The organism is Arthrobacter sp. D3-16, assembly GCF_054408515.1.
In genome coordinates, this window is the sequence record NZ_CP096437.1 from 2,497,103 (window position 1) to 2,511,181 (window position 14,079).

12 protein-coding genes are annotated in these 14,079 nt (G+C 64.6%); 4 read left to right on the plus strand and 8 right to left on the minus strand.

Annotated elements, in window-relative coordinates; translation table 11 throughout:
* Nucleotides 1-5 precede the first annotated feature (5 nt).
* The 7 genes from M1D32_RS11930 to dinB all read right to left on the minus strand — a co-directional run bounded on the left by M1D32_RS11930 (nt 6) and on the right by dinB (nt 8,097).
* Nucleotides 6-1,640, minus strand: a complete 1,635-nt coding sequence (locus tag M1D32_RS11930; protein WP_458778882.1) for a UDP-N-acetylmuramoyl-L-alanyl-D-glutamate--2,6-diaminopimelate ligase — start codon at nt 1,638-1,640, stop codon at nt 6-8.
* An 83-nt stretch (nt 1,641-1,723) separates the two neighbouring features.
* Nucleotides 1,724-3,526 carry a peptidoglycan D,D-transpeptidase FtsI family protein gene (locus M1D32_RS11935; RefSeq protein ID WP_458778883.1) on the minus strand — a complete coding sequence of 601 codons (1,803 nt, stop codon included), beginning with the start codon at nt 3,524-3,526 and terminating at the stop codon, nt 1,724-1,726.
* 48 nt (nt 3,527-3,574) lie between these two features.
* Nucleotides 3,575-4,303, minus strand: a complete 729-nt coding sequence (locus tag M1D32_RS11940; RefSeq protein WP_458778884.1) for a hypothetical protein — start codon at nt 4,301-4,303, stop codon at nt 3,575-3,577.
* On the minus strand, nt 4,303-5,292 hold the full coding sequence (rsmH, locus tag M1D32_RS11945; protein ID WP_458778885.1) for a 16S rRNA (cytosine(1402)-N(4))-methyltransferase RsmH: 990 nt from the start codon (nt 5,290-5,292) through the stop codon (nt 4,303-4,305). The genes M1D32_RS11940 and rsmH overlap by 1 nt, the downstream gene beginning before the upstream one ends.
* Before the next feature lie 165 nt (nt 5,293-5,457).
* Nucleotides 5,458-5,886, minus strand: coding sequence for a division/cell wall cluster transcriptional repressor MraZ (mraZ, locus tag M1D32_RS11950; RefSeq protein WP_018763545.1), 429 nt, complete (start codon nt 5,884-5,886; stop codon nt 5,458-5,460).
* Nucleotides 5,887-6,290: 404 nt separating this feature from the next.
* Entirely contained in the window at nt 6,291-6,665 is a 375-nt protein-coding gene (locus M1D32_RS11955) for a DUF3040 domain-containing protein (RefSeq protein WP_458778886.1), read from the minus strand.
* Nucleotides 6,666-6,939: 274 nt separating this feature from the next.
* Nucleotides 6,940-8,097 carry a DNA polymerase IV gene (gene dinB, locus M1D32_RS11960; protein WP_458782179.1) on the minus strand — a complete coding sequence of 386 codons (1,158 nt, stop codon included), beginning with the start codon at nt 8,095-8,097 and terminating at the stop codon, nt 6,940-6,942.
* Between the two features lie 140 nt (nt 8,098-8,237).
* On the opposite strand from dinB, the gene M1D32_RS11965 reads away from it, so the two are divergent.
* A complete protein-coding gene (locus tag M1D32_RS11965) occupies nt 8,238-8,777 on the plus strand; it encodes a hypothetical protein (protein ID WP_458778887.1) in 540 nt (179 codons plus the stop codon).
* Complete coding sequence (locus tag M1D32_RS11970; protein ID WP_458778888.1) at nt 8,774-9,868, plus strand: polyprenyl synthetase family protein; 1,095 nt, start codon at nt 8,774-8,776, stop codon at nt 9,866-9,868. Before M1D32_RS11965 ends, M1D32_RS11970 begins: the two co-directional genes overlap by 4 nt.
* Nucleotides 9,869-9,891: 23 nt before the next feature.
* Here the strand turns inward: M1D32_RS11970 and M1D32_RS11975 are convergent, their stop codons facing one another.
* Nucleotides 9,892-10,245 carry an Rv2175c family DNA-binding protein gene (locus M1D32_RS11975; protein WP_458778889.1) on the minus strand — a complete coding sequence of 118 codons (354 nt, stop codon included), beginning with the start codon at nt 10,243-10,245 and terminating at the stop codon, nt 9,892-9,894.
* Between the two features lie 240 nt (nt 10,246-10,485).
* Here M1D32_RS11975 and M1D32_RS11980 point away from each other — a divergent pair, with 240 nt between their 5' ends.
* Nucleotides 10,486-11,862, plus strand: coding sequence for a lytic transglycosylase (locus tag M1D32_RS11980; protein ID WP_458778890.1), 1,377 nt, complete (start codon nt 10,486-10,488; stop codon nt 11,860-11,862).
* A 104-nt stretch (nt 11,863-11,966) separates the two neighbouring features.
* Nucleotides 11,967-14,060 (plus strand): Stk1 family PASTA domain-containing Ser/Thr kinase, encoded by a 2,094-nt coding sequence (gene pknB / locus M1D32_RS11985; RefSeq protein WP_458778891.1) that lies wholly within the window; start codon nt 11,967-11,969, stop codon nt 14,058-14,060.
* Nucleotides 14,061-14,079: the final 19 nt, after the last annotated feature.

The window sequence follows — 14,079 nt, forward strand, 5'->3', positions numbered from 1 at the left end:
TCGGTCTAGGACTCTATCCGGTCGTCTTGGAGAACGTTGAATCCCCTGGCTGTCAAGGCACTGCGCAACTCCACCCTGTCGTCGAGGGCAAGGTTGACGCCTTTGACCTCCTGCCACACTTCATGGCCCCGGCCGGCTACGAGGATGGTGTCCTCCGGCCGGGCGAGCCCGACGGCATGGCGGATGGCTTCGGCGCGGGGGAAGACCTCCAGGACCTCAGCGGAATGGGAATCCTTTTCTTTCGCCTCCCGGGCTCCGGCCAGGACATCGGCGCGGATGGCAGCGGGGTCTTCATCATGGGGGTCGTCATCGGTGATGATGACGGTGTCTGCGAGCCGGGCGGCAATGGCACCCATTGCGGGGCGTTTTCCCTGGTCACGCTGGCCGGTGGCACCGAACACGACGATGAGGCTGGACCCCGGCTGCGGGGACCGTACCGCCTCCAGGGCCCGGGCCAGCGCATCGGTATTGTGGGCGAAATCCACAATGGCGGCTGGCTCCTGGGAAACCAGCTGCATGCGCCCGGGCACCGCGACGGTGAAGGGGTCGGACTCGTCCAGGGCTGCCTGCAGGGTGCCGGTGTCCACGCCTGCCGTCAGGACCATGACTGCCGCCAGCGCTGCGTTGGCAACGTTAAAGCTGCCGGGGAGTCCCGTGTGCACTGTGAGCAGGGCGCCGTCGGGGCCGCTCAGCGTGAACTCCGTCCCGAGCCCGCGCGCGGCAGTCTTCGTGACAGTCCAGTCGGCTACGGCTCCGGCGGAGGTGGCGAGGGTGGTGACGGGCACCTCTGTGGCGCGCGCAAGACGGCGGCCCCACTCGTCGTCGACCGTGACGACCGCAGCACGCGCCCGGGCAGGCGTAAAAAGCTCCGCCTTGGTGCTGAAGTAGTCGTCCATGGTGAGGTGCAGGTCCAGGTGGTCCTGGGTCAGGTTCGTGAAGCCCGCAACGTCAAACAGGACCCCGTCCACCCGCTGGAAGGAAATGGCGTGGGACGAGACCTCCATGGCCGCTGCTGCCAGTCCCCTCTCCCGCATGAGGGCCAGCAACGCATGGACATCCGTCGATTCGGGGGTGGTGAGCAGGCTGGGAATAGGGTCACCGCCGGCGTGGATCTCAATGGTGCCGATCAACCCGGTTTTCCTGCCCAGCGCGCGCAGCAGCGAGTTGATGAAGTAGGTGGTGGTGGTCTTCCCGTTGGTGCCCGTCACGCCAAACAACTGCGGCTGCCCGGCACCCGGCTGGCTCCGATAGATCAAGGCGGACAGCGGCCCCACCACGTTGCGGGGTGAGTCCACGATGATCACCGGTACCGGAATGTCCGTGGACAGAGCCAGCAGCCTGGCGCCGGCGTCGTCAGTGAGAACGGCGACGGCTCCCGCTTCGATAGCCTGCGGAACGAAGTCGGCGCCGTGGCGGGTGGCGCCCGGGAGCGCTACGTATAGGTCGCCCTTCTCCACTGCGCGTGAGTTCAATGAAATTCCGGTGACTGCCACCTCCGCCGCCGGGCCGGGAACCGCGACGTCGATGGCGTCGCAAATGGTTGCCAGCCGGACCGCTTCAACAGTTGACGGGCGGAAGCGGCCCTGGCCGGATGGTCCTTCCGGGACGGCGCGGCTATCGGACGGGTTGAGCTCAGACAAGGAATCTCCGATGGTGCTAGTGGATCGTGCCCGGCATGGTTGAACCGGTGGTGCTGCTGGTGCGGACTGCTGCTGCCGGGATGCTACTCGGCGAACTGGGGCAGCCGGGCCGGTTCGCCCGTGGACGGCTGGACGTTGTAGGTCCGCAGAGCCTGGCTCATGACCGACCGGAAGACCGGCCCGTTGGTAATTCCGTAGATGCTGCCCTTGGGCCGCTGGAGTACCACCTCCACAATAAACCGCGGATCGTCCATCGGTGCCATGCCCACCATGGAGGCGGTGTAGCCGCAGAACCCGGACTTGCCGTCGTCGCACGGTGACTCGGAGGTGCCCGTCTTTGCGCCCACCCGGTAGCCGTCGATGCCCGCATCCTTGATTTGGCCCTCGGTCACGGCACTTTCAAGGATGTCCTGGACCTGCTGGGCCGTGTTCTCCGACACGATCTGCCGCGGCGGCGCTGCGGGCACCTTTTCCTCGGTACCGTCGGGGGAAATGTACGCGTCGATGAGCCGGGGCTGCAGCATCACGCCATTGTTGGCAATGGACTGGAACGCGCGCACTGTCTGGAGCGTGGACTGGGACACGCCCTGGCCGAACAGGACCGTGTATTCCTGGCGCCCGTCCCACTGCTGCCAGGGGGTGAGGATGCCAGAGGCGGTGGCCGGCAGCCCGACATCCGGAGCCTCGCCGATGCCAAACTTCTTCAGCCAGTCGTACCGCTGCTCCTTGCTGAGGCGCTGGCCGGCCATGACGGTGCCGGTGTTCATCGAGTAGCCCAGGATGCCCGCGAGGGTGCGCTCCTCGGTGCCATGGGCAAACGAGTCACTGAAGGTCTGTCCGTCCACGGTGTAGGTGGGTCCAAGGGTGAACGAATCGAGCGGCTTGGCCTTGCCTTCTTCGATAAGCGCGGCCGCCGTCATCACCTTTTCAACGGAACCGGGCTCGTATGCAGCGGTGACGGCCCGGACACCGCGGTCCTTGGCAGCCACCCGGCCGGGGTCATTGGGATCAGGGGAATTGGTGTCAGCCATCGCCACCAGGTCGCCGGTCTTGGCGTCCATCACGATGATGACACCCCATTCGGCACCCAGCTTGTCCGACTGGCTCTGGATGGCCTGCTGGGCGAAGTACTGCAGGTCCGAGTTGAGCGTGAGCTTAACGTCCTTGCCGTCCTGTGGCGAAGTCAGCTCATCCACGCCCACAGGGATGCGGAGGCCGTCGGCGCCGATCTCGAACAGGCGTTCGCCGTCCTCGCCCTTCAGCAGTCCGTCCTGGGTCTGTTCGATGCCCGCCTGGCCGGTCCCGCCGTCCTGCAGGAACCCGATGATTCCACCCGCCACAGAGCCATTGGGATAGACGCGCTTGCTGACGCCTTCCGTGACGATGCCGGGTATCTGCAGCTTGGAGATCCGGTCCTCAATGTCCGGCTTCACATCCTTGGCCACGATGTAATAGGGCTGTTCGCCAGTGACCGCCTCCTGGATGGCATCTTTCTCCATGCCCAGGGCGGCAGCGAGCTCGGTGAGCCCCTGGTCCCGGCTGACGTCCACCAGCTTCTCTTTGCCGTCCACGGTGTCCAGGCGCTTGAACGTTTCCGTCTTGGTGTTCACCCGCTGGTCAACCACCACGTTGTAGCGGATCACACTGTTGGCAAGCACGGTGCCGCGCGAGTCCAGGATGCTCCCCCTTTCGGCAGGCAGGACGGTCCGCTTCATCCGGCTGTTCAGCGCAGCTTCGGCCATTCCCCCAACGTCCAGTCCCTGGACCAGGAAGAGTTTCCCGCCCACCACCAGCAGGAGCGTCAGCATCATGCCAAGGCCCAGGCGGAGGCGCCTTTTGGCGTTGGGTACCTTGCCGGTTCTAGCCTTGCCGGTCCTCTGCGCCACCGTGATATTCCTTGCTGCTCGACCTTGTTGCCTGTCAGACCTGCCGTGCTATTGTCCGGGGACCTTCTGCTCAGGCGCGGGAACCGATCCGCCGTGGAGCTCCACGGGCGGCACTGCCGGAGCGGGCGCGGGCGGAGTCTGGGCGGGGGCGGCGTCAGCACCAGCGCCGGGAGCTGCAGCTGCTGCAGCGTTGCCGGGGGCTGCCTCACGGGCAGCGCCGGAGGTGGCCGCTGCGGGGGTATCCTCGACCGGTTTCCGGGCCTCCAGGGGATCGCGTTTGCTTGCCGGGGGAACCACTGTCAGCTGGCCGGGGACAGCAGGCGCCGGGATAACGGCCCCTGCAGCGCCGTCTTTGGCAGCGGGGGTGGCCTTGCCCGTAACGGAGAGGGTTGACAGGTCAATCTGGCCCTTGACGGTGGAAGGCACCATGCCCAGTTTTGTCGCCTGTGCAGCCAGGTTTTGGGGTGCCTCAAAGTTCTGGACCTGCTGGGTGAGGTCCTGGTTCTGTTTCGTCAGGGTGCTCTGCCTGGCGCGCAGTTCCACCAGTTGGTACTGCGCCGTGGACACTGAAATGTTAAGGACGAGAACGGCGATCAGGGCCACAGCAAGCATGGCAAAGCACAGCACCACGAAGGGGGCGCGGCGCTTGCGCGGAACGGTCCGGACGACGGAGAGCGGAGTGCGGCTCCGGCGTGGCCCCGCCGGCGAACCCGCCGGAAGCTGCTTGGCCGCCGAGCCGGATACGACGGGAAAGTTCTTGACGGCAGCGGTGCTCATTAAGCTCTCCTGGTTCGGATACGTTCCACGGCGCGCAGCCTTGCTGAAGCTGCGCGGGGGTTTTCGGCGATTTCGACGGCGGTTGGCACCTCGGTGCCTTTGGTCAGGGTCTTCAGTTCCGGTTTATGTTCTTCCAGCTCAACCGGAAATCCGAGTGGAGCGGAGGATTTGGAGCGGGCCTGGAAGACCCCCTTGACGATCTTGTCCTCCAGGGAGTGATAGGACATGACCACAATGCGGCCGCCCAAAGCAGTTGCGTCCACGGCCGCGGGAACGGCGCGTTCCAGGACGTCGAGTTCCTCATTCACTTCGATCCGAAGGGCCTGGAACGTCCTCTTGGCCGGGTGGCCGCCCGTCTTGGCCGCGCCCGCGGGAACGACCGCGCGAATCTGCTCCACCAGTTCCCCCGTGGTGGTGAAAGGCTTGATGGCCCGGGAGGCAACGATCCTGTTCGCGATCCGGCCGGCGAACTTCTCCTCGCCCCACTTCCGGATAATCCGGACGAGTTCCTCTTCGCTGTAGTTGTTGACGACGTCGGCCGCGGTCTGGCCGCGGCTGGTGTCCATCCGCATGTCCAGCGGGGCGTCGAACGAGTAGGCAAAGCCCCGTTCGCGCTCGTCCAGCTGGAGCGAGGAAACGCCCAGGTCCATCAGGATTCCGTGGACTTCGGGGACGCCCAGGTCAGCCATGACTTCTTCGATTTCGTCATAAACGGCGTGGACCAGATCCGTCCGCGCCTCAAACGGCGCCAGCCGCTCCCCTGCGAGGGCAAGTGCTTCTTCATCCCGGTCGATGCCGATTAAGTGCAGGTCCGGAAAGCGCTGCAGCATGGCCTCGGAGTGGCCCCCCATACCTAAGGTGGCATCGATGGCTACCGGGGCTGCACCACGGCTCCTGGCTGCTTCAAAACCGGGAGCCAACAAATTAATGCACCGGTCCCGCAGGACCGGCACATGGCGTTCGGACGTGGGCTTCGGTTGATCGTTCATGCCTCGTCCTCTCTCGCCGTCGCTGTCACCTGGTTGGTTCTTGGCCCAGATCCCCATCCGCGCCTATCATCCTGCCCGCCTGGCTCCGGGGAAGTGAGCCAGGTTGGCAGCCGATGGGCCGGCTGGAGATCTCAACCAAGAAAGCTGCCGCTCTCCCTGTTCCGGTCAGAGAATGCCCGGAATGGGATCATCGGTCTCAGAGAAGGCTGTCTCCTTCTCTGCGAGGTACTCGTTCCAGGCTTGGGCATCCCAGATCTCGGCGCGGGTCCCGGCGCCAATGACGGCCAGTTCCCTGCCGAGCCCTGCATACTCCCGGAGCGCCGGTGGAATAGTCACGCGCCCCTGCTTGTCAGGTACCTCGTCAGAGGCTCCAGAGAGAAAGACGCGGATGTAGTCCCGCGCCTGTTTTGAGGAGATTGGCGCCTCCCGCATTTGCTCGTGGACCCGGGCAAATTCCTTCTCGCTGAAGACGTAGATGCAACGTTCCTGGCCCCTGGTAAGGACCAGCCCGCTGGCAAGTTCCTCCCGGAACTTCGCGGGGAGAATGATCCGCCCCTTTTCATCCAGACGTGGCGAATGCGTGCCCAGGAACACTGGCCCACCGCCTGTCCGATGTCAGGAACTGCACATCCCCTATGTTGCAACCACCCTCTTATGTCCTCCACATTACTCCACTTTCCATCACAGTCAACGCGAAAAGGGGGTAAGGAGGCGCAATTATTGGGAATACAGCCGCTAAATCGCGCGTAATTGCGGTGGTGGTGGGAAGTGGAGGACTTTGGCACCCCTGGGTGGACAATTAGCGCCAGCGATATCAAACGCGCCGCATTGATTGCTTCTGCAGGTCCAATAACCGCGTTAAACGCCAAAAGACCCGCCGAAGCGGGTCTTTGGGCGCACTCACCCCGTTGGGGGAGCAATGTGGTGTGCCAGGGAGCTACCGTGATCAGCGGACGCCCGGAGGGGCTGGCGACCGCAAGGGCCGGCGCCCCAAGGGGCTAGGGCTCGCCCCTGCGCCTCTCGTCCCAGCGTTCCTCGAGGCTGCTCATGAAGGAACTGCGCTGTTTACCGGCTTTGCCCGTGCCGGGCTTCGCGCCCTTGGCGCCGGACGGGTTGCTTCGCATGGTGGCGAAGTAGACGCCGCCGCCCATCACGATGAAGCCGAGGACACCAACAAATATGCTTTGGAGGGTGACGCCCACCAGTAACAGGAAGACGCCTGCCAGGGCGCAGAGGACGCCGATCACGACGTGTCTCGTCGACCACGAGCGCCCGGGGTCCGACCCCATGGAATTCGCGAACTTTGGGTCATCCTCGTGAAGCTGCTTCTCCAGCTGCTCAAGCAGCTTCTGTTCGTGCTCCGACAGCGGCATCACGACCTCCTTTTGTAGGCCAACGTCCGGGCTGATCCCAGCCACTACTTCTGCTCGGATAACGTCCGGCATGCCTTAGAGGTTCCCGCCCCGCCGGCTATGGCGAAAACGTTCACCTGGCATGCCGGCGCCGGAGCGGAAGCATGTCCAAGAGAGCCCGGTAGTAAGTCCAGTCACTCAAAAACTTCGTATCTATAAGGATAGTTTGTTCAGGGCCGTTCTGAAAGACGGCAATGACTTTCCCGGGGGCCTTCTGGCCGCTTGTTTGTCCGATTTATCCGGACCCGTTCCCCGGTTCCAGGAGGCGGGCCGGAAGAACGGATTTACCACCGAATTTGCGGGCCACCTGGTCCACGGCCTGCTCGGCGGCCCGCCAGTTGTCATCCCTGCGGTCGATGCTCAGCTGGAGCGAGGTCGTCGCTGCTTCCTCAAGCTGTTCGGCCCGCACCCCGACCAGCCTGACGGTCATTGGCCTGGCCACGGAGTCCAGGAGCTGAAGCGCCACCCCATAGATGAGCTGCGCACTGTCCACGGGGGTCTGAACGGTCCGGCTGCGCGTGATGGTGGAAAAGTCGGCGAAGCGCAGCTTCAAGGCAATGGTTCGGGCCACCATGCCCGAACTTCGCAGCCGCTCTGCCGTCCGGTGTGAAAGCCGCAGCAGCTCACGGTGGAGAAGGGCGTCGTCGGCGGTGTCCTCGGCGAAGGTTTCCTCGGCCCCGATGCTCTTCTCGAGCCGGACCGGCGTGACGGGGCGGGGGTCTATCCCCCACGCGAGCTGGTGTACGTGGATTCCGGTGGCGCCAAGCATCTTCTTGAGGGAGGACACCGGCGTGGCCGCCAGGTCCGCTACGGTTTTGATTCCCATCCTCGCCAGGACGTCGGTGGTTTTCGAACCCACGCCCCACAGCGCTCCGACCGGCAGGGTGTGGAGATAGGGAACGGTTTCATCCGGCCCAATCAGGAGCAGGCCGTCAGGTTTGCAGCGGGTGGAGGCGATTTTTGCCACAAACTTGGTTTCGGCGATCCCCACCGAGGCTGTGATTCCCAGGTCCGCCGCCACCCTGCTCCGGATCAGCTCACCGATAGTGCGCGGCGGACCAAGCCGGCGTATGGCGCCACCAACATCCAGGAACGCTTCGTCCACGCTGAGCGGTTCTACGAGTTCCGTGACGGATCCGAAGATTGCCATCAGCTCGGCGGAAACTTCGTAGTACACCTTGTGCCGGGGCTCGATGATGACAGCCTGGGGGCACATACGCATCGCTACTGCCATTGGCATGGCCGACTTGACGCCGAATGCCCTGGCTTCGTAAGAGGCGGACAGGACAACTGAACGCTCCGCCGGATAGCCAACAATGACCGGCTTACCCCTCAGTTCGGGCCGGGTGCGCAGTTCCACGGAGACGAAAAAGGCGTCCATATCCACGTGCATGATGCAGTTGCGCCTGCGGCGTTGGAGGCCTGCTCCGGCCGGTTCGTTCGTCACCACAGGTCCCACGGCTGCAATCCTATCGCTTTGTACTGACTAAACTGGAGGCTGAATCCGGCTTCTACACCAGGAGGAAAGTCCCTGTGACGGTCATTGGAAACCCTAGGCCAGCAGCCCTGGCCGCTTTTGCTGTCGGGGCGGCGCTTGTCCTCGCTGCCTGCAGCCCAACGCCCTCAGGAACACCGGAACCCTCCGCCTCCGCTTCCGCTTCCGCTTCCGTGACGGAAACGTCGCAGGCCACCGTGACCGCCTCGGCCAGCCCCTCCCCCTCGCCCAACACGTCCGCCACAGTGGGTGCCGTCGTCGAAGGATTCCCACAGCAGCTCCTGCCGCTCATGCCCGGCGCGAGCGTGGTGTCCAGCAGCTTCGACAAGGCGTCTACGCCGGCGACCGCCGCCCTGGTGGCCACCATCACGTCGCCTACTGCAGCCGTCCTGGACTTTTACACCAAGGAGCTGGAGGCCCGCGGATTCAAGGCGGTCCCGGGTGAGTCCGTGGGGGCCATAGCTTCGAAGGACTTTGTCCGGGGCGATAACGAGACGGTCAATCTCTCCGCCGTGGAAGCGGCCGGTGTTGTCACGTTTACCATCGGCGCCAACGTGGCAGCTGAGTCAGCCAAGTGACGGCGGCTGAGCAGTTAAGGAATGAACAGGCCGCTTTTGTGGCCGCAGTTGCCGGGGAACTGACTGACTTCCTCACGTCCCGGCAGTCCATTATGTCCGCGATTTCACCGGACATCGAACCCATCATGGGCTCCATCTCCAACCTGGTGACCGGTGGAAAGCGCCTCCGGGCGCTGATGTGCTATTGGGGGTGGCGGGGCGCCGGCGGCGAGCCGTCAGCCCAGCAGGTCGTCACGGCCGGAGCCGCGCTGGAATTGTTCCAGGCTGCCGCGCTGATCCATGACGACATCATTGACCGTTCGGACACCCGGAGGGGCGGACCCAGTGTCCACCGTCGCTTCAGCGAACTCCACGGGACCCGTGGCTGGGCACTGGACAGTGAGCGGTTCGGGCAGGCCGCTGCCATCCTCACGGGGGACTTGTGCCTCTCGTTCAGCGAGGAAGCGTTCACGGATATCGGTGAGCACGCCGCGGCAGGCAGCCGTGCCCGGCTGATCTTCAACCTCATGCGCGCAGAGGTCATGGCCGGCCAGTACCTGGACATCCTGGAGGAAGTGGCGGGCCCGGTTCGGGACCGCGCAGGTGCGGTCAGCAGGGCCCAGTCAATCATCAGGTTCAAGTCAGCCAAGTATTCAACCGAGCACCCTCTCGCGCTCGGTGGAGCACTCGCGGGCGCCTCGAACGAACTGCTGCGCGGCTACTCCGCGTTCGCCTTGCCCCTGGGCGAGGCCTTCCAGCTTCGCGACGACGTACTCGGCGTCTTTGGCGATCCACTCACCACCGGCAAGCCCGCCGGCGACGACCTGCGTGAAGGCAAGCGGACCGTTTTGGTGGCGCTGGCGTTGGACCAGGCATCTGCAGCCGAATCTGCCTTCATCGACGCCAGGCTCGGCAGCCCCGACCTCGCCGATGAAGACATTCATGAAATCCGGCGGATTATCGAGGAGTCGGGAGCCTTGCAGGCCACCGAAGTCCTGATTAATGAATTCGGCGCTGCAGCATTCGACGCCCTCGAGGCACTTCCACTGGACGAACTGCCGAAAACCGCCCTGCGGAGGCTGGCCGAAGCAACCGTCAGCCGCGCCTCCTGATCCAGGCCGCTAAAGCCTGACGGCTACCAGGCGAGGGTCTGTGCCCTGCGCCTTATTTCCGTTTTACGGCCCTCCCGCAGGGCGTCAATAGGACGGCCGCGCAGTGATTCATCAGGCGTGAAAAGCCAAACGATGAGGTCCTCGTCGGAATAGCCGGCGTCTGCCAGTACAACAATGGTGCCTTTAAGGCTCTCCACCACTTGGCCGTCCTGGATGAATTCAGCCGGAACCGAACGAATATTGCGCTCTCCCACCCGCAAAGCAGCCAAAGCATGTTCGTCAAGCAAACTGTGGACCCTGGTGATGGAAACATCCAATAAACGGGCGACGTCGGGCAAGGGCAACCATTCGCCCACGAGGTTTTCTACATTACTCACGGATCAAGGTTGCCATGGTGCGCACCGTCGCGCCTAGTCGGGATATTCATGCCAGCGCTGCCGGCATGCGGACACTCCAGGAATCACTGCTTGCAAGTAATGCGGGAATTCTTGTGCTAATTGCAAATTCGTGAGAGATTCACATAGATCACACTCGTAACAGGAATAACACGAGTAACACTAGTATCAGAATGAGCGGCATCCCCGCCCGCGCCCGCAGTTGAGAAGAGGATTCTTTCCATGACGATGTCCCGCTCGCCCAAGCAGCCCCCCAAACCGAGTCTGCCTATGATCGCTGCCACTACGGCAGCGTTGCCAGCGGTCGTATTGTCATCCTTGGCGCTCGCCCAGCCCGCCGCCGCGGAACAGCCTGCCCGCGCGGTACCGGCCACCCTCGCGGCGGCCATGAAAGCACAGGCGGCAGCCCAGGCGACGGCGGCTGTCATCCCCGCGTCGTCCGTCTCCACCGCCATCCCCACCGCCTTCAAGCCCGCGCGGCCCGCGGCGCCGGCTGAGTACACGATCGCCCGGGGCGACACCATCAGCGCCATTGCGGGCAGGTTCGGGCTGAATACGGGCGAAATCCTGAAACTGAACAACCTGAAGGCCAACACCATCATTTACCCGGGGCAGAAGATCAAACTCTCAGGCTCGGCCGCCGCGCCGGCAGCCCCCGCTCCGGCAGCTGCTCCCGCCGCCCCTTCCGCTCCGGCCGGCGGTGCCAGCTACACCGTGAAGCCAGGCGACACCCTGGGTGCCATTGCCGCAAAGCACAAGGTGAGCCTGGCCGACGTCTTCGCCTGGAACAACCTCACCATGCGTTCGATCATTTACCCCGGGCAGAAAGTCAAAGTGGGCGGTGGCGCTGCCGCTCCAGCCCCGGCCGCTCCTGCTCCTGCTGCACCGGCCCCGGCCATGGCGAACACCTCCGGCACTGCCCCGGCATCCGGCTCGTACACGGTTAAGGCCGGCGACACTCTTTCCGGCATCGCTTCGCGCCACGGCGTCAAGCTTTCGGATCTCCTGTCCGCCAACCATATGAACCTGGGCACCGTGATCTACCCGGGCAACAAGCTGGCCATCCCCGGCGCCGGAAAGCAGGCCCCGCAGCCGGCAGCCTCCGTTACGCCGCTGGTGCCCAGTTCGTTCCTTGGCTTCAGCTACCCGGCAGCCGTGGTGAGCTCAGCGAATGAAAACAAGGCGCTCCTGAACGCTTCGCCTGTCCCCTCCCGCGAGCAGATGCGTGGCATTGTGGCGGACACCGCCCGTGCCATGGGCGTGGAGCCTTCACTTGCCCTCGCCTTCGCCCACCAGGAGTCCGGCTTCGACCAGCGCGCGGTATCCCCCGCGAACGCCATCGGGACCATGCAGGTCATCCCCAGCTCGGGCCAGTGGGCATCGGACCTCGTGGGGCGGAAGCTGAACCTCCTGGATCCGTATGACAATGCGACGGCCGGAGTAGCGATCATCCGCCAGCTCCTCGCCACCAGCAAGGACCGGGACACAGCCATCGCCGGCTACTACCAGGGCCAGTATTCGGTGAGCAAGTACGGCATGTACAACGACACCAAGGCTTACGTCGCGGCCATCAAGGCACACCAGAAGAACTTCAGCTAGCACCAATCCGCTTTCCCCAGGATCGGGAGAGGCGGGGAGAACTCGGCACGGGTCCGGACCGGTATCGGTTCGGACCCGTTTCATTGCTGGATTACGATCGTAGGGTGCAGGAACACGTGTCAGACCCTCTCGTAGGAACCCTGGTGGACAACCGGTACGCCGTCAGGTCCAGGCTGGCGCGCGGCGGAATGTCCACCGTCTACGTGGCTACGGACCAAAGGTTGGAGCGGGACGTGGCCCTGAAGGTGCTGCACCCCCATCTCTCCGCCGATGAGAGCTTCCTCGGCAGGCTGGGCCGGGAGGCCAAGGCTGCCGCCCGCCTGTCCCACCCTCACGTAGTGGGAGTGCTGGACCAGGGCATTGACGCCCACACCGCGTATCTGGTCATGGAGTACATCAAAGGCCACACGCTGCGGGATGTGATGAGGGACAAGGGTGCGCTTCCGCCCCGGCTTGCCTTGGCGCTGATCGATCCCGTGGTGGAAGGCCTCGGCGCAGCACACACGGCGGGATTCATCCACCGGGACGTGAAACCCGAAAACGTCCTGATAGCCGATGACGGCAGAATCAAAATCGGCGATTTCGGCCTGGCCCGCGCAGTCACCACTTCCACCAGCACGGGAGCGCTCCTCGGCACCGTCGCCTACCTGTCCCCCGAACTCGTCCTCGGTAAGGCCGCTGATGCCCGGAGCGATGTCTACTCGGTGGGCATCATGCTTTACGAGATGCTGACAGGCCAGCAGCCGTTCACCGGCGAGGTGCCGATCCAGGTGGCCTACCAGCACGTCAATAGCGTGGTAGGCCCACCTTCCGCCCTGGTGCCGGGCCTGGCCGCGGAGGTGGACGAACTGGTGCAGTGGTGTACGGCCAACGATCCTGAGAACCGCCCCATCGACGGCAATGCTCTGCTCCAGGAACTGCGGCACATCAGGACCAACCTCAGCGATCGCGAACTGGACCTGCAACCTCCCGCCGCCTTGGATACCGGCGGCCAGGACCCGGTTGGCAACCGGAACCACACTGAAGTCATATCCCGCACAAATAATCCGACAAGCGTTATGCCGTTTGGCCGGCCGCCTGCGCCACGCCACCAGCCGCTGCACCCGCAGGCAGGTCGGGGCCCGGGGCGGGAGTCGGCGCCCGGTCAGCGGCACGTCCTCACCCCGCCGGATAGGGACGACGACGCCCGGTGGACTGGCGCCGCGCCGCCGCCGCTGAGCAAGCGGGCGCAGCGCAAAGCCGACAAGGAGGATGAGAGAGCCCGGGCGCGTGCTGCAGCCACTCCGGCACGCAACCTCCGTGAAGGCAGCCCACGCCGCCGCGGAGTCCTGTGGGTGGTGGTCCTGGTCATCGCCGCACTACTGGCCACAGGTGCCGGCTGGTTCTTCGGTATGGGCCCCGGCTCCGCCGCAGCCATCCCTTCCGTGGCAAACAAGACGGTGGCACAGGCCCAGGAACTCCTGGGCCAGGCAGGTTTCCGGTCCACCACCAGGGATGTTTTCGACGACGACGTCCCCAACGGCCTGGTAGTGGGCACTGAGCCGCCGGCCGGCTCTGAAATCCGGAAATTCCAGCCGGTCTCGGTGTTTGTCTCAAAGGGACCGCAGCTTTTCCCTCTGCCCGGACTGGCCGGCGGGACGCTGGAGGAAGCCAAAATCGCCCTCAACGCCGCGGAGATGGCGCTTGGAAGCGTCACCGAACAGTTTGACGAGGCTGTAGCCGCCGGCGTTGTGTTGTCGCAGGATCCGGCCGCCGGCGCTCCCGCGCCCCGTGGAACGCCTGTCAACCTGGTGGTCTCGAAGGGCCCCGAGCCGATCCCGGTGCCCGACGTGGTGGGGCAGGATGAGGATGACGCAAGGGACGCCATCGAAGCCGCCGGGCTGGAGGCTGACGTTGCGCGGGAAGAAGTATTCGACAGGAACATCCCCGAGGGCGCTGTGGTCAGCCAGTCTCCGGCCAGCGGAACCCTCACGCGCGGCGGAACGGTGACCCTGACCATCTCAAAGGGGCCCAGGATGGTGGAGGTGCCCAGCTACATCGGCAAGCAGGCGGCGGAGGCCAAGCGGGCCCTTGAGGCACTCGGCTTCCGCGTGCAGGTGGACAATATCCTGGGCGGCTTCTTCGGCACAGTACGCGACCAGGACCCTGTGGACACAGAGGTACCTGAAGGGTCCGTCATCACACTGACCGTGGTGTAGGCGGGACCGGCCCGCCCAC

Excerpts from the sequence above, each read along its gene's own strand:
- M1D32_RS11940 (WP_458778884.1), bottom strand. The coding sequence starts at position 4,303 with ATGAGCACCGCTGCCGTCAAGAACTTTCCCGTCGTATCCGGCTCGGCG.
- rsmH (WP_458778885.1), bottom strand. The coding sequence starts at position 5,292 with ATGAACGATCAACCGAAGCCCACGTCCGAACGCCATGTGCCGGTCCTG.
- M1D32_RS11955 (WP_458778886.1), bottom strand. The coding sequence starts at position 6,665 with ATGCCGCTGTCGGAGCACGAACAGAAGCTGCTTGAGCAGCTGGAGAAG.
- dinB (WP_458782179.1), bottom strand. The coding sequence starts at position 8,097 with ATGCACGTGGATATGGACGCCTTTTTCGTCTCCGTGGAACTGCGCACC.
- M1D32_RS11980 (WP_458778890.1), top strand. The coding sequence starts at position 10,486 with ATGACGATGTCCCGCTCGCCCAAGCAGCCCCCCAAACCGAGTCTGCCT.